This is a genomic window from Streptomyces sp. V3I8, from assembly GCF_030817535.1.
Taxonomy (GTDB): Bacteria; Actinomycetota; Actinomycetes; order Streptomycetales; family Streptomycetaceae; genus Streptomyces.
The window spans coordinates 1,291,674-1,312,528 of sequence record NZ_JAUSZL010000002.1; the positions used below are offsets into that span (position 1 = coordinate 1,291,674).

A 20,855-nucleotide genomic window follows, 5' to 3' on the forward strand; every position below is an offset into this window, starting at 1 on the left:
GGACAGGCCGGTCGGCCCGCCCCGCGGCGTCGTGCGCCCGACGCGTCGCTCACCGATGCCGGTCACCCGACGTCATTCGCGCAACGCGTCGATCACACCCGCGAGGTGGGAGCGGACGGCCCTTTCGGCCGCCTGCGGGTCCCTGGCCCTGATCGCGTCGATCATGGCCAGATGCTCGCTCAGGGACTTCTGCGGCCGGCCGGGGCGCAGCGCCAGCTGGAAACGGTGGCGCACCAGCTGCGCGTTGAGCCGCTCCAGGAGTCCCACGGCCACCTGCTGGCCGGAGAACTGCCTGATCCGGCCGTGCAGTTCGTGGTTGAGGTCGGAGTAGGTCACCGGCTCACCATCGGCGACGGCCTTGGACATCGCCTCGCCCAGTGCGACCAACTGGTCCAGCTGGTCGTCACTGGCCTCGACGGCCGCCTTGCCCGCGCACAGCCCTTCCAGGACCATGCGGCACTCGGTGATGGCGACCGCTTCCTCCACGGTCACCACCCGGACCCGCGAACCGCGGTTGCGGATCCGTTCGACCAGCCCTTCCGACTCCAGCTCGATCAGAGCCGCCCGGACGCTGGCCCGCGTCACACCGAACTGCTCGGCGAGCTCGTTCTCCACCAGCCGTTGGGCCGGAGCCATCTCGCCTTGCAGGATCGCCTGCCGCACCTGCGCGAGCGCATGCTGTCTGGCCTGTTCTCCGGTGCTCGGACGGGCTTCCTTCGGCATGTGTGCCCTCCCTGAGTGAGTGCCTGTCGAACCTAAAACTAGACGAACAAGATTGTCAACAATTTTGTTCGACATGTGTGGTCCGACATCGCCGTACGGCTGCCCGCCGGCCGTGCCGCGATGGCCGCCGGACCGGCCGTGGCCGCCCTCGGCACCGGGGGCACGCCCACCCCGCCGGACCGGGCACCCGCGACACCCTCAGGTGTCGCGGCGCTCCCCGGCCCCTCGACCCGGAGTCCCCGGAGTCCCCGGCCGGGATCCCGGCCTCCTCGGGCACCGGGCCCGAACCGAAGACGGCCGCCTGCCCGCACGGCGCCGTCGCCAAAGGCCGCGCCCGGACCGGCCGGTTCAGGTCCGCGGGGCCACGGGGAACCCGGGGCTGCGCAGCACCCTGCGCCCGGCGTCCACGGCGAACACCTCGCACCCCTCCCGCGCGGCGGCCCACTCGACGCCCTCCACCCCCATCGCGAACCCCGTGGTGGCGACGGCGTCGGCCTCGGTCAGCGACGCCGCCACCACGGTGAGACCGAGCAGCCCGGTGGCCGCCCGTCCCGTACGCCCGTCGAAGATGTGGTCCCCGCGCTCGTACCGCCCGGAGGTGGCCACCGCCCCGTCGGCGACCTCCACGACCACGCACACCCGGTCGGCCCGCTCCGGGTGCCGTACGCCCACCCGCCAGGGCCGCCCCGCCGCGACCACGTCACCGCCCGCGTTGAGGCAGAACGTGGTCACCCCCGCCGCCCGCAACAGCTCCGCGGCGCGCTCGACGGCCCAGCCCTTGACCACGGCACAGGGATCGAGCCCCCGGCCGGGCAGCCGCACCTGGAACGCACCCCCGCTCTCGGCCCGGTACCGCTCGCACAGGTCCAGGATCTCGGCCAGGTCCGGGCTCAGCCCGTCGGCGGCCACCTCACCCCGGCCGAACCGCGACACCTCGCTGTCGGCCAGGAACGGGCTGAACCGCGCGTCGGCCTCACGCAGCCACGCGAACACCCGGTCCGCGGCCTCCGCAGGGTCCACGGGATCCGTGCCGCGGCCCTCGCCCTCGATCCGCACGGAGACGGGCAGCCCCATGACGTGCTCGACCCGATGCACCACGCCGGTCACGGCGGCCGGGGCCGTGCGGGTCTCGGTCCTCGCCATCGCCGTCATCCCCTCGCGTCGAGCGCGGCCTGCAGCGACTCGACGTATCCCTCGCTCGTGATCGTGGCCCCCGACACCGCGTCGATGTCGGCGCTCTGCGCCTTGAGCGTCTCCGCGACGAGCTTCGGCACGGCCGCCTCGGTCTGCGGGTGGTTCGGCTGCCGCAGCATGCGTACGGAACCGATCGTGTCGCCCTCGAAGGTCACCTCGACCTGGACGGCACCCTTCTCGGTGTCCACGGTGGATCCCGCCACCACCTGCGAGGCGGCGGCGGACGAGGACGCGGCGGACGACGAGGCCTCGGCCGCCGCGTCGATGGCGGCCTGCAACGACTCCCGGTAGCCGTCGCTGGTGAGGGTCGCGCCGGACACCGTGTCGACGTCGGCGCTCTGCGCCTCCAGGGTCTCCGCGACGAGCTTCGGCACGGCCGCCTCGGTCTGCGGGTGGTTCGGCTGCCGCAGCAGCTTCACGGCGGTGATCTCGTCGCCGTCGAAGGTCACCTCGACCTGCACGGGGCCCTTCTCGGTGTCCACGGTCGTGCCCTTGACCACCTGGGACGAGCCGTCCCCGGAGGAGGACGCGGAGGGCGTCGAGGCGGGCGACGAGGCCTCGGTGGTCGTCGTCGAGCCGTCCGAGGGCGCGTAGCGCCACACCGGGACCAGGCCCGCGACGGACAGGACCAGGACAGGTATTGCTCGCTTCACGATGTCTCTCTCATCCCGCCAGGCTGAAGCGCTCGAAGTGGATCTGCGGCTTGGGCACACCCAGCTCGCGCAGGCTGCCCAGCACCGCGTTCATCATCGGCGGCGGCCCGCACAGGAACACGTCGCGGTCGCCGATGTCCGGCACGAGCCGCGCGAGCTCGTGCGGCGCCAGCTTGTCGGGCCGGACCGGCCCGGAGACCAGGTGCAGTTCGGCGCCCTTGGCCAGGGCCAGTTCCCGCAGCTCCTCGTAGAGGACCGCGTCCCGGTCCGAGCCCACCCGGTAGATGACCACCGCGTGCCCGTGCAGTTCCTCCAGCAGGGCGCGGATGGGGGTGACGCCCACGCCGCCCGCGATGAGCACGGCCTCGGAGCGGGTGCGGTGCATCGCGGTGAAGGCGCCGTAGGGCCCCTCGGCGAAGACCCGCGTGCCCACCTTCAGGTGCCGCAGGGCCGCGGTGCCGTCGCCGGCCGCCTTGGCGGTGAGCCGCAGGGTCCGGCCGTCGGGGGCGGCCGACAGGGAGAACGGGTTGGCCTGCCACCACCGGTCCCTGGTGAGGAAGCGCCACAGGAAGAACTGGCCGGCGCGGGCCGGCAGCCGGTCCAGGTCGCGTCCGGTGATGTGGACGGACACGACGTCGTCGGACTCGGGCACGACGGCGCAGACCCGCAGCCGGTGGCGGAGGTTGCGCCACAGCGGGAGGACGAGCCGGCCCAGCAGCACCGCGCCGAGCGCCACGCCCCAGAGCACGTACCAGTACGTCGTGGCCGCGGGGGAAGAGGTGAACGTCGTGCCCGCCGCCACCTGGTGCGTGAACGCCAGCACCACCGCGACGTACGTGTACAGGTGGATGAAGTGCCAGGTCTCGTACGCGAGCCGGCGGCGGGCGAAGCGGGCCGAGACCCCGCCGATCACGAGGATCAGGCCGAGCGCGACGATCGCGCGGAACACGCCCTCGACGGTCTCACCGAGGTCCACCAGCTGGTTCACCGGGTCCATCGAGGACGACTGCGCGTAGCCGAAGGTGATGAAGACGGCGTGCCCGAGCAGCGTGAACAGCAGGCCGAAGCCGACGTAGCGGTGCCAGGAGGTCAGCCGGTCCATGCCGATGCGGCGGTCGAACCAGGGCAGCCGGGCGACCAGCAGGAGCTGGAAGGCCATCAGGAGCGCGCCGTACAGGCCGGCGAGTCTGCCCAGCACGATGAGGGTGTTCGAGGCGAACCCGGCCTGGACGAAGAACACGGTCACCACGACCACGTTCAGGGCCAGCAGCCCGTACAGCCCGGCGCGGGCCACCACCTTGGGGCGCACCACCGCGGCCGGCGGCGGAAAGGTCGTCTGGACAGTCGTCACGGACGGCAACTCCTCGATCGGGTCCTGGGACTCCGAGCCTGCCTCGTCAACCCTGTCGTTTTCCTGTCGATGAACTTTCAAGTGATTATCGATCCGGACTCGACGGACCCTTTGCCATGGCGCTGATCGCCGGGTGAAGCACTATGGGCACGTGGAAAAAGTACGACTTCTCGTCGTGGACGACGATCCGCCCATCGCCGACCTGGTCGCGACGGTCGCCCGCTACGAGGGCTGGGAGGCGGTCACCGCGAACAGCGGTGAGGAGGCGCTGCGCCGCGCCGCCGCGTTCCGTCCGGACATCGTGGTGCTCGACCTGATGCTGCCGGGACTCGACGGCTTCGCCGTTCTCGACCGCCTGCGCCTGTCCGGGACGATGGTTCCGGTGGTGTTCCTCACCGCCCGCGACGGAGTGGCGGACCGGGTCGCGGGCCTCACCAGGGGCGGCGACGACTACCTCGTCAAACCGTTCGCGGTGGAGGAGCTGATGGCCCGGCTGCGGACCGTGCTGCGCCGCAGCGTGGGACCCGGCTTCCAGCGGTCCGTGCTCACGGTCGCGGACCTGACCATGGACGAGGACACCCGCGAGGTGCGCCGCGGCGAGCGCCTGCTGACGCTCACCCCCACCGAGTACGAGGTGCTGCGCTACCTGATGCGCAAGTCGCCGACCGTGCTGACCAAGGCGCAGATCCTCGACCACGTCTGGGAGTACGGCTTCGGCGGCCGCTCGAACGTGGTGGAACTGGTCGTCAGCCGCCTGCGCCGCAAACTCGACGGCGACACCGACGGCGACGGCACCGACGGGCCGCAGCTCATCCACACCGTGCGGGGCGTCGGGTACGTGGTCCGGCAGGCCGGCGCGTGACCGGCGACAGCCCACTCATCAGGTGAAGGGCGACGCGCGCTCCGTTGCCATGTCTCCTCAAGGTCGGCTGCAACTTTTCACGGGCTCGATGGAGACGATTCGGCTGATCGGCGTCTCCTTCAAGCTCTCCCCCTTGACGACCACGTTGCCGTCGGCGGTTCCTACGAGTTCACCGCACATGCTGTCACCTCTGGTGACCACCCGGACCGTCGGTTTTTCAGGGTGTGAGACCGGACCGAACCAGGTGAAGCCGAGGGCGGCCACAAGAAGCGAAAGCGCCACAAAGGTCAGTAGAGCGGCGCACCAGATCCGTCGGGCGACAATTTTGACCTCGTGCCTGGTCCATTCTCGAAGCCCTTCGCCGGTCAGGAGTATTTCCGCGCCGGGTGTCCCGGCGGCCGCCCGGACGGCGAGGACCGTCGCCGTGAGGAGACCTCCGAACGTCATGACGAGCAACACAGCGACAGTCACCCTCGTCCAGGACGCGAGATCACCTATGGTCTCATGTCCCTTCACCACCAGTACGATGCCCAGCAGCGTGGTCATACCGGTCAGCCCGGTCCGCCAGACTTCCGCCTGCTTGCGCGCGGTCGGCAACTGCTCGAGCCGTAACTTCTGGGCGTACTGGGCCCACCGCTTGTGTTCGATACTCATCAGATGCCGACAGACCAGTAAGAGGTCCTAACAAAGGCGTCGGACGTGGCGGTAGGTGATCAGGCAGGTGGCGAGGCCGAGGAATGCTTCGTGGATGTCGTCGCGTCGTTCCCAGCGGATGCGTAGGCGGCGGAAGCCGTGAAGCCAGGCGATCGTGCGTTCGACGACGTAGCGGAAGACGCCCAGGCCGGTGCCGTGAGACTCGCCCCGCTTCGCGATCACGGGACGGATCCCGCGCCGCCACAGCAAGCGCCGGTACTTGTCGTGGTCGTAACCACGGTCGGCGAGCAGTGCGTCGGGCCGGTGGCGGGGCCGGCCGACAACCCCGGCGACGGCGGGGATCTTGTCGAGCAGGGGCAGGAGTTGGGTGACGTCGTTGCGGTTGCCGCCGGTCAGCGACACCGCGAGCGGGATGCCCTGCCCGTCGACGATGAGGTGGTGCTTGCTGCCCGGACGTGCGCGGTCGACCGGGCTGGGACCGCTTTTGGGCCCCGTCGGGCCGCGCGGACATGCGAGGAGTCGATCACCGCCCGGCCCCAGTCCAGATGGTTCTTCGACCGCAGCTCGTTCAGCAGCAGATGGTGGAGCTGGTCCCAGACGCCGGCCTTGTTCCAAGCCGCCAGGCGCCGCCAGCAGGTCATCCCCGAGCCGAAGCCGAGCTCCTGGGGCAGGTACTCCCACTGGATGCCGGTGTGCAGGACGAACAGGATCCCGGACAGGGCCTGCCGGTCCGGCACCCGCGGTCTGCCCTCAGCCTTCTTCGGGCCCGGGTTCGGTAGCAACGGCTCGATCAACGACCACAGTTCGTCCGACACGATCCACGGCCGCGACTGACGGTTTCCCATACCCAGACATACGAGCAGAGAGACCGACAGTCTCATGATCAGCAGCTTTTGTTAGAGCCAGTAAGCGCCGCATCCCGTATCCGGCGACTCAGGCGGCCTGCCCTCGTGCCAGTAACCGCATTCGCAATACATCGTCACCTTCGTCGGCTGCGTCGGCCGAGCCCGCCGGAGAGGTCCTTTCGTGCCCTGAGGGCTGCCGTACACGAACGTCATCTCTGTACGGGTGGCGCATCGAGGGCACAGTCCCGCAACGGTAAGCCCTCCTTCATCCCGCAGCACCGCGAAGTCCGTTTGGTGAGCAACCTCTATTTCGGCGAAAGCGACACTGTCGTGGTCAGCCATTTAGAGGCTCCTCCGGAAGACTCAAGGAGAACAGACGAGCGTAACTCCGCACCCGTTCCAGAATCTGTGAGGCTGGATTCCCCGTCGCTTCGGCCGCTCTAGCAAAGTGGTCCGGGTCCACCCGGCCGCCGATTTCCGGCCGTTGTCCGTCCAGATGGACAGTCAATGCCAGCAGGTCGCACCAGTGCACGATTCCCTCCGGGACCGCGTCAGACGCGTAGGTGAGACGCAGACCGAGCAGTGCCATCCGGGTGAGCCGCTGATGGGCCTCCCGCAGGGACATGCCGAGCCGACCAGCGATTTGCACCAGTCTCAAGGCATCCACTTCCGTCAGGTAGACATCGTCCACGAGGGAAGCGGGTGTCTCACGGGGAATTACAAGCAACTCGTGATCATAAAGATCTGGGTGCCATGCACTCAGTTCCTCGACGTCTTCCTTAGAAAGATCTGGAAGAGGCGCACCCAGCTCTCGGTAGGGAACAACTTTCCAAAGGAACTCACTGACGGTGCAACCGAAGTCGAGTGCACCGGCAACGATCTGCCCGACGCCGAGAGCCCATCCCACGGGCTCCACCGCCCAGTAGGGGGTGATCAGATAATCCTGAAGCAGCCACGGTTGGAGCTCCTCTGCGCTTTGGTCGATCTCGGGGAGCCGGACCTCGGGGTAGACCCTGGAGAAACACTTACGGGCTTCTCCGAGCGATCCGATGATCATTGACGCGAGGTGAACCAGGTCCGGTCCGGTGATCTCCACATCCGGAATCGTGAAGGCAACCAGATCCTCCACTTGGTTCGTCACACCACGCCGCATGTACCGCCCGGATAGTGCAGCCGCCACCGACAATGAAGCCGGGCGTCGCAGGAACCTCTGTCGACCTGTCCGAGGGTCCATTATCTGCAGCGCATAGCCGATGAATCCGACAGTTTCCGCGTCGGGACAGAAATCTTCCGCGGTCTCGGCCTCTGGCAACTCAAGAAGGCCACACCCCTCCAAATCTCCGAGTTCCGACCTGACTTCTTGATAACTGTTTCCGGTCAGCCCAGCGATATGAATCAGCTGAACGGGTGTCAGAATATCTCCGATCTCTTCCAGGTGTCGCAGCGCTTCCACCTGCACCTGACTGAATGACTCCGGATATCGTTCGCGTCCGGCCACGCTCACTCCCAGAGAGGCGAATCGCTCACACATTTCAAGAATCTGCGATATTTCTCTACCGAGTTCGCCGGCTGCGTGGGCAATATGGGCGGGCTGCAGCGGTCCCGATATCCAGGGAGGAAGGGAGATGAGCCGAACGGACAGAAGCCTCGCCTCGGCCACCGTGCATATGCGGTCTCCAAGCTGGCCGAGTTCGGCACACGGCCCGACCCATCCGGGGGGCGCTATCGCGGCTGCTCTGCGCACGACCTCACGCAGCGGCTGGTCGAGTTGCACAGACGCCTTAACCAAGCTCCCGGCGACAATGGCGGAACGCGCAAGACCAGGCGGAGACCAGGCGGCCAGTGCCCCGGCAAGCGCGGCGTCCTCCTTCTTGAATGTCAGGTCGACAGCAGGGCCACGATGGAGATTGCGTAGATCCAGACCAGTTATCGCAAATTTTCGCAGTCGATGGAGAAGCCTCGAAAGCTTCTGCTTCTCATGTGCGGTTGCTTCGAGGATCTCCTCGAGCAGAACGGGGCGGTCCTCACCATAGTGATGATTGAGCCGGGCTAAAAGAGCCCCGTCGACAGGGTCGGCCACAGGAAACCCTTCGACCGAGAGTGCCTGAGGTATACGACGCAGGTTCCACTGGGCGCTGGACCTTCCTTTCCACGCTCCGGACCGCCAGATCGTGAACCACCGAGAGTAAAGGTAGTAGCCTCTGCTCTTCGGGTCGAAAAGTTCCTTGTCCTGCGGAACACAGCCGGTCCCCGCAAGCGAAATGGTCGCACTTTGCCCCCAGCCACCACCGATCGGTATCTCTGCTTCGACTTCCACAAGATGCTTGAAGACACGTTCAGCCACCTCCGCCGATGAATTCGTGACTTCCCACAGCCAGGACAGTGTCAGCCCCGGCCAGTCATCCAAGGCGGGCAGAGATTCGTCGATTTTCCCGTAAACCCAGTCTTCGTGCCAGGTACGAATTTTCTTTCGGTCGACAGTGAACTGAGGGCGATGCTCGTCTCTCAGATTGACAATCAACCCGTAAATCTCTTCATTGGTACGTAAACCGTCTGCCGCCAGGCCACCTTCACCCGAAACCCACCAAAGGTCGCGATCGAACTCAAGCGATTCAGCCGAATCATCCTGATACCGAAGCTGCTGGGGTTGCCACTTCTCCGGTGCCGAGGCGTGTTCGGTCGCAATGACCCTGTACTCGGCGATCCACAACAGTCGGCGAAGGGTCTGCAGAACGGAGATCTTCTTGTCAGCCTCTTCTTCTCCAGTGAGGTAGAGCCTGATCCTGGTGCCGCCCTGCAGCATTTCTTCAGATGGAGTCACCTGCATCAGGCTGCCGCTGCTGGCGATCCGGACAGCGAATCCATCCGGTGAGGGGATGCCTTGCTGGTCCACAGGGCGCGTGTACAGAAGGACCTCATCCGCAATCATGAAGTAGCTGAAGACTCCAACGCCGAACTGGCTGTTGGAGACCATACGCAGCGGCGGGTCGAGCTCCTGCCAGACGGCGTGCTCGGCGCGGTAGTCCTGTGAGTAGACGAACCGCTCCCCGGCCTGCGAAAAAACATGCTCCAGCACGTCCCGGGTCATCCCGACGCCGTTGTCTTCGCATTCGATGTACTCTCGGTCGCCGTCCAGTCCTTGCCGGAAGATGATCTCTCCCGTCCACGGCGCGGGACGTCGGCCTTTCCTCCGTAGCCCTTCAAGACGAGTGTCCCGGTATCGGCAGGCGTCCAGGGAGTTCTGGTAGAGCTCACGGATCGCGAGTGCGGGGTCGTCGTAGAGCTGCCGACCCATCAGCAGTTCGCGGATCTTGTCCTCGGAGAGCCGGAACCGGGTCAAGGGCACCTCGTACACGGCAGTGCCGTTCGGGCCCGGACGATCGGGCCGTACTCCGTCATGAGTGATCCGGAAGGGCAGGGTGTCGTCGACCGGGCCCAGGCGTCCGAGTCCTTGCAGACGACTCAGGACATGCTGTCCGGCGTCGGCCACGGCCTGAAAGGCATCCTGTTGCGCGGGATGTGTACAGATCAGCGCCAGATCGAGATCCCCTTTGCGTCTCTTCGCACGCAGCAGGTCGGCGGCGTCCTTGACCGAGGCGAGGGACAGTTCGAGACCGGTGCCTATGTGATCGGCTATCACTGCAGGCAGACGGCGTGGGTCGGCCGCCAGGGTCCCTGCAAGCCATAGCGTTCCTGTTCTCCCCCGCCATTCGTCCGGCAGCGCGGCAAGCCTTTCCTCCAGTCGCACATCGACCGGTCCCGCGGCCACCGCGCGGATCAACGTCTCCATCAGGTGGCAGCACTCGCCCTGGCTCAGATCGGTCGCGGTCCTGCGGATCAGACTCGCCCCACGATCGGCACACACCTGTGATTGCCGGAGTTTCCACAAACCGGTGAAACCATCGAGCCAGCGATGGACCAGCCACATGACGAGGGTCTCGGCAGCTTCGGCCTCGCCTCGTCGGGTCAGTCCCTCGGCCCGACGGGTCACCTGGGGATACATCTCGTGGGTGAGCTCGAGGTCGGTTCGATGGCCCCGCTCGTAGCAACGCTTGAAGTCACCTGGCCTGATGACAGCAGCCTTTCGCACTCCTTCCGCGAGAACCGCCTCGCGCATGAAGGGAGCCGCGATCATCACTGCCGCCTCTTCGGCCGCGATCGGCGTGCCCTCGGTCAAGATCTCCGCAGTGAAGCCGATCGTTCTCGCCGGGTAGTTCGGGTCGAACCAGTGGTCAGTCATCCCCGTCCGCTCCCGGAGTTCGTTGGAGACCTCCAGATGAGTGCGCGCGCAGTCCTCCGCCACCCCCGTCACGTGGCCGCGTATCTCGTCCGTGACTCCGGAGGCGAGATCCCAGAGACGGTTGTCCGCCGCGACGCGGCGCCACGCGGAGACGAGTTCGTCACCCTCGCAGATCACCTGATCCGCAGCATCCCGGAACATCGTCATCGGGTAGGCGTTCGGGATCTGGGAGCTGTTCTGCCCTCGCCCCGTGGTCCTACGCATCTCCTTGGTGACCTCGTTGAGTACCGCGGACAGCGTGCGGGCGGGGTGACGACGGTCGAGTACTCGGGCGAGTGTTCTCGTGAATACACTGCCGTCCTCACCGTAGTGACAGACCTGGCCGGGAGCACAGGCAGCCACCATCACTTGCGAGCCCTCCGCCGGATAGTGCAGCACTCCTCCTCCACCTCCCTCCGTGGGAAGGCCGGCAGGAGAGTCCCGGCACGCATCGACGAAGAACACCACGAGTCTCGCGCGACAGTTGCTCAAATCCGGAACCACAGGCACAAGACTGTCCAGGACGAGCTCCCCGCCCTCGCGGAAGGCGTCGCTGGGAACGAGGTAGTCGACACCGTCGGCGCTGACGCCGTGTCCGGAGAAATAGAGGAGCAGCACACTGCCCTCCGCGGCTTCCGCACAGGCCTTCCTGATCGCAGCCCGGATTCGGCTCCCACTCGGATCCAACGTGTCCGCACCGATCGAATCAACCGAGTAGGAAGATGGTGTCAACGCCGACCGCATCTTCTCCAGATCGTTTCTCACCACCTGTGCGATAGGGGAGAATGTCACGTCATCACATTGCGGTACACCGATGAGTAGCGCCTGACGTCGCGTCACCGACCCATGGTACGGAAACTGCCGCTCAGCCATCAGCCGATCGGCACAAGCCACTACCACTACCGCCGTCCATCAGGGTTCCGAGCCGTGATCCACCCTGATCTGCTCGGCTGCCCCGGCGCTGTTCCAGCCCACGACCGCTCTCGAGGACGGCGAGCCGCGCCCTCGTCCTTGCGTTCTGGTTGGATGCCGTCATGAGTGACGAAGAGCATCTGGAGCGATGCCGACTTCGACTCGATGGGATGGCACGACGGAACCATCCACGGACTCTGCGTGCAGCCGGGAGCCTCCGAGAACTCGCTGCCCCGCCTGTTCCTGGACATCGACTACATCGTCCGTTGGGTGCATCCGGTCGCACCTCAGACACACTTCAGCTTCTGGGCCGCGCCGTCCACTCTTGTGTTCGACGACGTTTGGGACATCGAGGGCAGCCTCGACTTCAAGGGAATGGCCTTGAGTCTCGACATCGACCATCTTCGACGCTCGCTCCCGCAGGACAGTCGTGGCGGCCCGCGCTGGCACGTCGAAGGCCACTCCTTCGACCTCACGTTCCGAGCCACAGGATTCCATCAGTACCTGCGGCGGGCTCCCCAGTACGCGCAGCGGCTTGCCCTCCCGCACAGCGAGCGCGGAGGGGTCTCGTTTACGGAGAGCGCCTTCACCTGAACCACTCCACATGCCCACCCTGCCGAAAGCGGGCCGTACTGATCTCCATGCGACGTCCGTGACATTCCACCGTTTCCGCGGTGGAACGTCACCAGGGGTGCAGGTCAGGCGTACAGCCTCACGGAGTACGTCGGCGTAAGGCTTATCCACAATCCCGTTCCGCAAGGTGTAGCCGCCGACGAGGTTCTGCACGTTGTACGTCCCGTTAGTAGTAGAAGCCGCACGGCTTCGGGTGGTTGGGGCTCCCGTCCCAGATGTCGCCCTTGTAGATGCAGACACGACCGAAGCTGCAGGTGTCGGTCCGCGTGGTGGGCGCCGTCGTGAGGCGGGAACGCGGATGACGCGGCATTTGCGGGGAGCGGTAGGGCGGACGCGGTCGTGGACGCAGCGACAGCGGCGGGCACGGCCAGCCCCAGACAGGCGAACAGACCTCACATGCCTGGAAGCGCCCGGTCGCGGCATCGGTGAGCGGGCTGGAATTGCCGTCCACAGCAAGGCGCGTATTGCTCAGGCGCTGTTGAGACAGCGTTGCGCCTCTGTCACCGCCACCCCTTTGGATCCCAACTTGATCAGTGGGAACTGCATGGACGACCGCAACCACCGCCGTCCATGAGGCTGTGGGTCCGGGTACGGCAGCAGCCGTCCGCGTGACGAGTCCTGTCAGCAGGAGAGCCGCGGTGACGACTACTGCGATCGTGTTCCTCCGGTGGCGCACGGCTGTCCTTTCCTCGCGTACCTGTGTCATGCCTACGACGGATCGATCGGGAATCGACCGGAAGTCCGGTCCGGCTGTCCGCCTCAAGGAGTAGCGGAAGCACCGTTATTCGCTTTCGAGGAAGGGCACACAACAAACAACTTCCGAAAAATGCGCTGCCGTCGCCGCTCGACGACGCCGGTCGGCGGCGGGCCGCCGAGCGTGGCACCGGTCGACTCACACACCACCGCGGGCGTGCCTCCCGATCCTGTCGTTCACCTGTCGATGAACTTTCAAGTGGCTATCGATCCGGGCTCGGCGGGGCCTCGGCCATGATGTGATCGGCGAGGTGAAGCACTATGGGCACGTGGAAAAAGTACGACTTCTCGTCGTGAGCGATGATCCGCCCCTCGCCATGAGCGGCAGGGACGGAACGTGCCTCGACCGCTCCGTGCAAGCGCAAGGCGTCGGATACGTGGTCCGGCAGGCCGGCGCGTGACCGGCCGGCTCCGCGGCACGTACCGCAGGCTGCGGCTCGGCACCCGGCTCGCGCTGGGCATCGGCGTCCTCGCGCTGGTCGTCTTCGCCGGGGTCGGCACCGCGCTGTCGGCGTACATGCGGGACTACCTGGAGCACCAGCTCAACAACCAGATGAAGCTGGTCCAGGTCACCCAGTCCAAGGACGCCCAGGCGCACGGCACGGTGGAGCGCAGGCCGTACTACGGCTGGTTCACCGCCGTGTACGACGTCTCGGGCGACACCGCCGTCCTGCGCAGGCCCAGTGACGTGCCCAAGGACACCGTCCAGTTCACCGCCTTCGCCGAGTCGCTGGCCCGGGCGGGGTCGACGGAGATGTCCCACACCACGCGTATCGAGGACGAGGGCGCGTACCGGCTGCGCGCCTGCAAGATCGGCGACGGCGTGGTCCTGGTCACCGCGGCGCCCCTGGAGGACATCGAGAAGACCATGGACCAGCTGGTCACGGTCCAGGTCGTCGCGTTCGCCCTGGCGCTGCTCGGGCTCGTGGTGTTCGGGCGCGCGGTGCTGCGGCGGGGTCTGCGGCCGCTCAGCGACATGGCGCACACGGCCCGCGGCATCACCTCGCACGACTTCACGGACTCGGCCCGGCTGCCGGTCCGCGCCGACCGCGGCGACGGCGGCCCCGAGGTCGAGGAGCTGCGCACCGCGTTCAACACGATGCTGGAGCACATCGACGACTCGCTGGCCGTCCGCACGGAGGCCGAGCAGCGGCTGCGCCGCTTCGTCGCGGACGCCTCGCACGAACTGCGTACGCCCCTGATGTCGGTACGCGGATACGCGGACCTCTTCCAGTACGCGGCGGCCAACGAGCCCGGGGAGCGGGAGCGGCACCTGGCCCGGCTGCGTGCCGAGGCGGCCCGGATGGGGGTGCTCCTCGACGACCTGCTGCTGCTCGCCCGCCTGGACGCCGCCGAGGTGGAGACACCGCTGCGGCTGGAGGACGCGGACCTGACCGAGCTGGTGCGGCAGGCGGCGGACGCGTTCCGGGCGAGCCGTCCCGGCCACCCGCTGTCCGTCGCGGGCGGGCCCGGGCCCGGTGCGGCTGCGGCTCGACGTGCTGCGTATCCGACAGGTCCTCGACAACCTCCTCACCAACGCCGCCGTGCACACCCCCGCCGGCACCGAGGTCGGCGTGGAGGTGTCCGTCGTGTCCGGCGCGGCCGTCGTGCGGGTCACCGACTCCGGTCCCGGTATCCCGGCCGCGGACCAGGAGCGCGTCTTCGACCGCTTCTACCGCATCGACAAGGCCCGCAGCCGGGACCGCGGCGGCAGCGGCCTGGGCCTGGCGGTGGCCCGCTCGCTGGTGCGGGCCCACGGCGGCGAGATCGAGGTACGGAGCCGGCCGGGATCGACGACCTTCACGCTGACCATCGTGCTGCACCACGGCGCGTCCCTGTGACGGCGTCGCCGGTGCCCCGGTGTCCCGGCGCGCCGAAGGCCAGGCGTCCTCGCGGCCTCCGGCGCTGTGGGACGGTCACCTCCTGGTGGGACTCCTAGGGAAGAACCCACCTCTGGCTCTGCTGGTTGAGGCAGGACCACAGATGGGCGGCGGTGCCGTCGTTGCCCGATCCGCCGACCACGTCGAGGCACTTGCCGGACTGCGGGTTGCGCAGGGTGCCGTCGGACTGCGGCTGCCAGATCTGGGCCGCGGTGCCGTTGCAGGTCCACAGCTGGACCTTCGTGCCGTCGGCGGTCCCGGAGTTGTCGATGTCCAGGCACTTGCCCAGGGCCCGCACGGCGCCGGCACCGAGCAGGGACCACTCCTGGGCCGGGGTGCTGTTGCAGGTCCACAGCTGGACCTTGCTCCCGTCGGCCGTGCCGGCGTTGTCCACGTCCAGGCACTTGCCGTTGACGCCCTTCACCTCTCCGGTGCGCGAGGGCGTGCCGGGGAGCTGGTTCATGGTGTACCAGGCCTCGGTGCTCCAGAGCTGCTTGCCGTCGGCCGAGCTGAAGGGGCGGGCCGAGCGGACGTGGACGACCCGGTTGGGCTTGAGGCCGGGAACGGCCAGGGTGACCGTCCTGCGGTCGCCGGAGACGGTGGCCGACTGGACGGTGAGCGTCTCTTCGTCGACCTTGGGACCGCCGTAGTCGACGCGGGGTACGTAGCGCCACTGCTTGACCTTGTAGCGCGCGGCCAGGCCGGCGGCGGTGTCGGTGGACACGGGCTGGGTGTACTCGAGGGCGAAGCCGCCGGGGACGGCGCGCATCTCGCGGATGTCGAAGGCGCTGGTGCCGTTCGGTGTCAGTTTCTGCAGGCCGAACTTGAGCTTGCCCTCCTGGCCCCAGTTCCCGTCCGCGCCGAGGCCGCCGGCGTAGAGCGCGCCGTCGGGGCCGACGCTGATCCGGTTGACACCGGCCTCCAGGCCCTGGGTGAGGCGGAACACGGCCCCCTGGTACTCGCCGTTGACCTTCTCGAGGTATCCGCGCTGGATGCCGCCGTAGGTCACGTCACCGAACAGCATCTGGCCGGCGAAGGGCCCGTCGTTCAGCTGGAGCGGTGTGCTGGGCGAGTTGGCGATCTCGTTCTGCGGGAGCCACAGGACCGGCTTGGTCACCCGCTGGGAGTCGAAGGGGCCCACGGGGTTGGTGTAGTGGTTGAAGAAGCGGTCCTGCTTGACCTGGACCAGCTTCGAGGAGGGCAGCCAGCCGCCCTGGTTGTCGGTGACGAAGATGTCGCCCTCCGGGCCCCACCCGATGCCGTTGGGGGTGCGCAGACCACCGGCGACGTAACTGACCGCCCCCGTCGCCCTGTTGACCTTTATCGTGGTGCCGCGGTTCCGGGCGGGCTGCGGATTCGTCGTCGCTCCGCCGTAGTTGATGGACACGGACAGGTTCAGGTAGAAGAACCCGTCCTTGTACAGCAGGCCGAAGGCGAATTCGTGGAAGTTGCCGCCGTAGGGCCAGGTGGCGACCCGCCGGTAGGTGTCGGTGACCTCGTCGCCGTTGGTGTCGCCGAGCTCGGTCAGCTCGTGCTTCTGCGACACGTACAGCTTGCCGTCCACGTACTTGATGCCCATGGGTTCCTTGAGCCCCGAGGCCACCTTCTTGTACGTCACCCTGTCCGGTCCGGTGCTTCCGGTGACATTGCCCAGGAGGTAGACCTCGCCGGTCGTGTTCTCCGAGCCGCCCCAGGTGGCTACGGCGAGCCTGCCGTCGGGGAGCCAGTCCATGGCGGAGACCTGCGGTTCGAACCCGGCGGGCCGCAGATCGGTCAGGGTGTAGTTCGGGTGCACTCCGGTCAGCGGCAGCCCGTCGCCCGGTGAGTCACCGGCCAGTTCGCACTCCTTGCGTCCGGGGGCCGTGACCCGGACGACGCCGGCGTCCGTGCTGAGCACCGAGTTGGGCACCACGGCGAAGGCGGCGGCGGAAGGGGGCTTCCACGCCAGGGTGACCTGCTGCCCGCCGTCCCTCTCGAAGTGGTCGATGCGGATCGAGTGGTACCCGGCCGCCAGGACGACGTCGCCGTCCTTGGGGTCGGCTCCGTGCAGGCCGTCGTGGCTGATGACGAGTTGGTCGTCGATGTACAGCCGGGAGCCGTCGTCGCTGGTGAGCCGGAAGGTGTGGGTCCCGGCGGCGGAGACGTTCAGGTTGGCGGTGGTCCGCGAGACGAAGTTGGCGCCGAGGCCGAAGTCCGCGTCGGCGGACCAGTCGATCACCGGCATCAGTTTGTCGATGTTCGGGGTCTGCCCGGGCTTGAGGTCGCACAGCTTGTCGAGCGGTACCTGCATGTCGAAGACACGCAGCGTGACGCCCGGTTCCTGCGGGGGAAGATCCTCGGCGGACCGGTCGGCCGGTGCGGCCGTGCCGGTGGGGGCGGACAGTGCGAGTGCCAGGAGCGAGGTGACGAGTGTTGCGGCCAGGCGTCTGCCGAGCCGCTCGGACAACAGCCGTGGATACACGTAGCCTCCTGTTCGCTCCCCGCAGCGCGGGGAACGCAGATGGACGAGTGGAGAGATCCACCGCTGCCGGTACGCGCCGTCGCACCGGATACGGAGAGTGGCGAACGGGACGCATGAGGTCTCGTGCGTCGCGACGGACACAGTAGGGACTTTCACCGCAGCCGTCCACACTCTGTCCTCGTTGTGGCGAAAGACCTTCAACTGCCAAGGAATACAAGGCGGTTGCACTCATGCCCCGAAAGGCGGCGAAGGCTCACGCCGACCGGTAGAGCGCCGCGAGCGACTCGATCACGGCCGGTGCGGCGGGATGCGGGTCGTCCCGCCACCAGGCGAGCCGCACGGCGATCGGCTCCGCGTCCCGCACGGGCCGGTACACCACCCCCGGCCGCGGGTACTGGTGGGCGGTCGACTCGGCGGTCATCCCCACGCACCGCCCGGTGGAGATCGCGGTCAGCCAGTCGTCGATGTCGTGCGTCTCGCGCGTGGCCGGCCTGGCGTCGGGCGGCCACAGCTCCGTCGTGGTGGTCCCGGTCCGCCGGTCGACGAGCAGCGTGCGTCCGGCGAGGTCGGCGAGCCGTACGGACCGGCGCCGGGCCAGCGGGTCGTCGGCGGCCAGGGCGCACAGCCGCCGTTCCAGGCCGACGATGGCCGAGTCGAAGCGGCGCTCGTCCAGCGCCCCTCGTACGACGCCCAGTTCGCAGACGCCCTCCGCGAGCCCCGCGGTGGCGGAGTTGGCGCGCACGAGCTCCAGTTCCGTCCCGGGATGCTTCTCGGCCCACCCGCGCTGGAAGGCCAGGGTGTGGCGGCCCAGCGCCGCCCAGGCGTACCCGATGCGCAGGGAGGCCTGTCCCGAGGCGGCCTCCCGCACCAGGCCCTCCACCTCGCCGAGCACCCGCCGGGCGTGCGCCACCACGCGCAGTCCGGTCGATGTCGGGGTCACCTGGCGGGAGGTCCGCCGCAACAGCCGTACACCGAGGGCGCGTTCGAGGGACGCCAGGGAGCGGGACACCCCCGCCTGGGAGATACCGAGGGCGATGGCCGCGTCGGTGAAACCACCCTCGTCGACGATCGCGACAAGACAGCGCAGCTGCCGCAGTTCCAGATCCATGACCCAAGCGTATAGATGGACCACCGAATGCATTTTGCGCATGCGGGGGGCGGGCGCAGCATCGCATCATGGACGCAACCCCCGCACCCACGACGGCGCCCGCGCGGCACACTTCCCCGGCCCCTGCGGAACCCGGGCCGGACGGTCGCCGGCTGCCGGGTCTGCTCGTCCTGGTCGGCAGCGGTCTGTCCAACCAGACCGGCGCCGCGATCGGTTCGCTGGCCTTCCCCGTCCTGGGCCCGCTCGGCGTCGTCGCGGTCCGCCAGTACGTGGCCGCGGTCGTCCTGCTCGCGGTCGCCAGGCCCCGGCCGCGCTCGTTCACCCGGCGCCAGTGGGGGCCCGTCCTGCTGCTCGCCCTGGTGTTCGGCACGATGAACCTGTCCCTGTACACCGCCGTCGACCGCATCGGGCTGGGCCTCGCGGTGACCCTGGAGTTCCTCGGGCCGCTCGCGATCGCGCTGTCCGCCGCGCGCCGGCGGGTGGACGCCTGCTGCGCGCTGGTCGCCGCGGCGGGCGTGGTCACGCTGATGCGCCCCCGGCCGTCGGCGGACTACCTCGGCATGGGGCTCGGTCTGCTGGCCGCCGCCTGCTGGGCCGCGTACATCCTGCTCAACCGCACGGTGGGCCGGCGCGTCCCGGGAGCGCAGGGCTCCGCGGCGGCCGCGGCCGTCTCCGCGCTGATGTTCCTGCCGGTCGGCGTCGTCCTGGTGCTGCGGAACCCACCGGCCCCGGCGGCTGTCGGGTACGCCGTCGTCGCCGGCGTCCTGGCCTCCGCGGTGCCGTACCTGGCCGACATGTTCACCCTGCGCCGCGTGCCCGCCCCGGCCTTCGGCCTCCTCATGAGCGTCAACCCGGTGCTGGCCGGCCTGGTCGGCTGGGTGGTCCTCGGCCAGGACCTCGGGCCGCCGGAGTGGGCCGCCGTCGGCGCCGTGGTCGCCGCGAACGCGATCGGCGTCCTCACGTCCCGCCGGTGAAAGGACCGGGCGTCCGGGTGCGGGCGGTCGCCCGCACCCGGACGCCCGAGGCGGCCGCGAAGTCGCCTACTCGGCGTAGAACGTGGCGTCCGCCCTGGCCGCCGCCGTGTCGGCCGGCTGGGTGACGAGCAGGTAGTCGTAGTGCCGGACATAGCTGCCCGCGGCGTTGTACGCCTCGAAGGAGACACCCGCGGACGCGTCGGCCAGACCGGCCCGCCGGTAGAAGCTCGCGTCGCCCTTGAAGGCCGTACCACCGTCGCTCTTGTCCACCCACACCTCGCCGTTGCCGCGGTGGCGCAGGTAGTGACCGGGGAAGTTCGCCGATTCGAGGGAGACGGTCCCGGTGCCCGCGAGACCGGTCACCACGCGGAACTGCGAGTCGGCGAGGTTGGTGACGTTCGGCTCGATCTTCGCCCGGTACTCCCAGTGCCGGATGAACCGGTCGGGGAAGTTGTACGAGGAGAAGCGGACCGGTGTGAGGCCGTCGGCCACCGGGATGCCGAAGTTGGGTGTGCCGTCGGCGTTCCAGTACAGCTTCTGGTAACGGGTGCGCCGGTTGGGGTCGTTGAGCGGGTCGCCGCTGATGTCCTTGTAGTTGCGGTCGTGGTAGACGAGGACGTCGGACTTCCCGTCCTCGGACGTGGTGAAGGTGTTGTGGCCCGGACCGTACTGGCCGGTCGCGGTGTTGCTGGTGAACACCGGGGTGGGGGTCTTCGTCCAGGAGGCCGCGTTCATCAGGTCGGCGGAGGCCGAGGCGGTGAGCAGGCCGAGGCAGTAGTTGCTGTCGGTGGCGCTCGCCGAGAAGGTCATGAAGACCTTGCCGCCGCGCTGGACGACCGCCGGACCCTCGTTGACGGTGTGGCCGATCTTCTCCCAGGCGTGGGTGGGCCGGGAGATCATGACCGGACTGCCGCTGACGGTCCAGGGGTTGGACAGCTTCGCCAGGTAGATGTTGGTGCCGTCGCCGACCGCCGGGTCGTTCTGCGCCCAGCTCAGATAACGGGTGCCGCCGACGGTGAAGGTCGTCGCGTCGAGCGAGAAGGTGTCCAGCGGGAGGGCGATGCGGCCTTTCTCGGTCCAGGTCCCGGTCAGCGGGTTGGCGGCACTCGTCTCCAGGACGTACGGCCGGATCTTCCAGATGTCGTTGGTGGAGCCGGCGGCGAAGTAGACGTACCACTTGCCGCCGATGTGGTGGATCTCCGGTGCCCAGATGTGCGCACCCATGTCACCGCTGGCGTGCTTGGTCCAGATCGTCGTCTCGGCGGCCGTGGACAGGCCCTGGAGGGTGGTGGCCCGGCGCATCACGATCCTGTCGTACGCGGGCACGGTGGCGGTGAAGTAGTAGTAGCCGTCGGTGTGCTTGAAGATGTGCGGGTCGGCCCGCTGTTCGGCGACGGGGTTGGTGTAGGTGACGGCGGGCGAGGCGGGGACGGCGGCCGGCTGCGCGGCCGTGGTGGCGAGGGTGACGAGCAGGGCTGCGACGAGGGCCGGCAGGTGGCGGGTACGGAACACGACGGGTTCCCCTTCTGGCGGACGCAATACCGTTCGCAGTTTCGAACGGTGTACGTGACTT

14 protein-coding genes and 1 pseudogene are annotated in these 20,855 nt (G+C 68.1%); 4 read left to right on the forward strand and 11 right to left on the reverse strand.

The window, feature by feature from the left end; all coding sequences use genetic code 11:
• Positions 1-72 precede the first annotated feature (72 nt).
• The 4 genes from QFZ75_RS05795 to QFZ75_RS05810 all read right to left on the reverse strand — a co-directional run bounded on the left by QFZ75_RS05795 (position 73) and on the right by QFZ75_RS05810 (position 3,921).
• Positions 73-723, reverse strand: a complete 651-nt coding sequence (locus tag QFZ75_RS05795) for a GntR family transcriptional regulator (RefSeq protein ID WP_307534409.1) — start codon at positions 721-723, stop codon at positions 73-75.
• Between the two features lie 348 nt (positions 724-1,071).
• A complete protein-coding gene (locus tag QFZ75_RS05800; protein WP_307544223.1) occupies positions 1,072-1,818 on the reverse strand; it encodes an FAD:protein FMN transferase in 747 nt (248 codons plus the stop codon).
• 53 nt (positions 1,819-1,871) lie between these two features.
• A complete protein-coding gene (locus tag QFZ75_RS05805) occupies positions 1,872-2,570 on the reverse strand; it encodes an FMN-binding protein (RefSeq protein ID WP_307534411.1) in 699 nt (232 codons plus the stop codon).
• 10 nt (positions 2,571-2,580) lie between these two features.
• Positions 2,581-3,921: a ferredoxin reductase family protein gene (locus QFZ75_RS05810; protein WP_307534413.1), complete on the reverse strand. Its 1,341-nt coding sequence runs from the start codon at positions 3,919-3,921 to the stop codon at positions 2,581-2,583.
• A 151-nt stretch (positions 3,922-4,072) separates the two neighbouring features.
• Here QFZ75_RS05810 and QFZ75_RS05815 point away from each other — a divergent pair, with 151 nt between their 5' ends.
• On the forward strand, positions 4,073-4,783 hold the full coding sequence (locus QFZ75_RS05815; RefSeq protein WP_307534415.1) for a response regulator transcription factor: 711 nt from the start codon (positions 4,073-4,075) through the stop codon (positions 4,781-4,783).
• Positions 4,784-4,840: 57 nt separating this feature from the next.
• Here the strand turns inward: QFZ75_RS05815 and QFZ75_RS05820 are convergent, their stop codons facing one another.
• From QFZ75_RS05820 to QFZ75_RS05830, 3 genes are all read right to left on the reverse strand, one after another.
• Complete coding sequence (locus QFZ75_RS05820) at positions 4,841-5,437, reverse strand: hypothetical protein (RefSeq protein ID WP_307534417.1); 597 nt, start codon at positions 5,435-5,437, stop codon at positions 4,841-4,843.
• Between the two features lie 27 nt (positions 5,438-5,464).
• Positions 5,465-6,282 (reverse strand): IS5 family transposase gene (locus tag QFZ75_RS05825; RefSeq protein WP_307534034.1). Its coding sequence is split into 2 segments (ribosomal slippage): positions 5,465-5,935 and positions 5,938-6,282, totalling 816 coding nucleotides; the frame shifts between segments, so codons are not numbered across the junction.
• A gap of 334 nt (positions 6,283-6,616) precedes the next feature.
• Positions 6,617-11,401, reverse strand: coding sequence for a caspase family protein (locus tag QFZ75_RS05830; RefSeq protein ID WP_307534419.1), 4,785 nt, complete (start codon positions 11,399-11,401; stop codon positions 6,617-6,619).
• A gap of 198 nt (positions 11,402-11,599) precedes the next feature.
• Between QFZ75_RS05830 and QFZ75_RS05835 the strand changes: the two genes are divergently transcribed.
• Complete coding sequence (locus QFZ75_RS05835; RefSeq protein WP_307534420.1) at positions 11,600-12,067, forward strand: hypothetical protein; 468 nt, start codon at positions 11,600-11,602, stop codon at positions 12,065-12,067.
• Positions 12,068-12,272: 205 nt separating this feature from the next.
• Here QFZ75_RS05835 and QFZ75_RS05840 read toward each other — a convergent pair whose 3' ends face one another.
• Positions 12,273-12,416, reverse strand: a complete 144-nt coding sequence (locus tag QFZ75_RS05840) for a hypothetical protein (RefSeq protein WP_307534422.1) — start codon at positions 12,414-12,416, stop codon at positions 12,273-12,275.
• A gap of 840 nt (positions 12,417-13,256) precedes the next feature.
• Between QFZ75_RS05840 and QFZ75_RS05845 the strand changes: the two are divergent.
• A pseudogene (locus QFZ75_RS05845) lies at positions 13,257-14,700 on the forward strand (sensor histidine kinase).
• Between the two features lie 94 nt (positions 14,701-14,794).
• Here the strand turns inward: QFZ75_RS05845 and QFZ75_RS05850 are convergent.
• Positions 14,795-17,200 carry a ricin-type beta-trefoil lectin domain protein gene (locus QFZ75_RS05850; protein ID WP_373465811.1) on the reverse strand — a complete coding sequence of 802 codons (2,406 nt, stop codon included), beginning with the start codon at positions 17,198-17,200 and terminating at the stop codon, positions 14,795-14,797.
• A gap of 253 nt (positions 17,201-17,453) precedes the next feature.
• The gene (locus QFZ75_RS05855) at positions 17,454-18,308 is read right to left on the reverse strand and encodes a LysR family transcriptional regulator (protein WP_307534423.1); all 855 of its coding nucleotides are present in this window, start codon (positions 18,306-18,308) and stop codon (positions 17,454-17,456) included.
• Between the two features lie 68 nt (positions 18,309-18,376).
• Here QFZ75_RS05855 and QFZ75_RS05860 point away from each other — a divergent pair, with 68 nt between their 5' ends.
• Positions 18,377-19,282 carry a DMT family transporter gene (locus QFZ75_RS05860; RefSeq protein WP_307534425.1) on the forward strand — a complete coding sequence of 302 codons (906 nt, stop codon included), beginning with the start codon at positions 18,377-18,379 and terminating at the stop codon, positions 19,280-19,282.
• 66 nt (positions 19,283-19,348) lie between these two features.
• Here QFZ75_RS05860 and QFZ75_RS05865 read toward each other — a convergent pair whose 3' ends face one another.
• Positions 19,349-20,794 carry a family 43 glycosylhydrolase gene (locus QFZ75_RS05865; RefSeq protein WP_373465812.1) on the reverse strand — a complete coding sequence of 482 codons (1,446 nt, stop codon included), beginning with the start codon at positions 20,792-20,794 and terminating at the stop codon, positions 19,349-19,351.
• Positions 20,795-20,855: the final 61 nt, after the last annotated feature.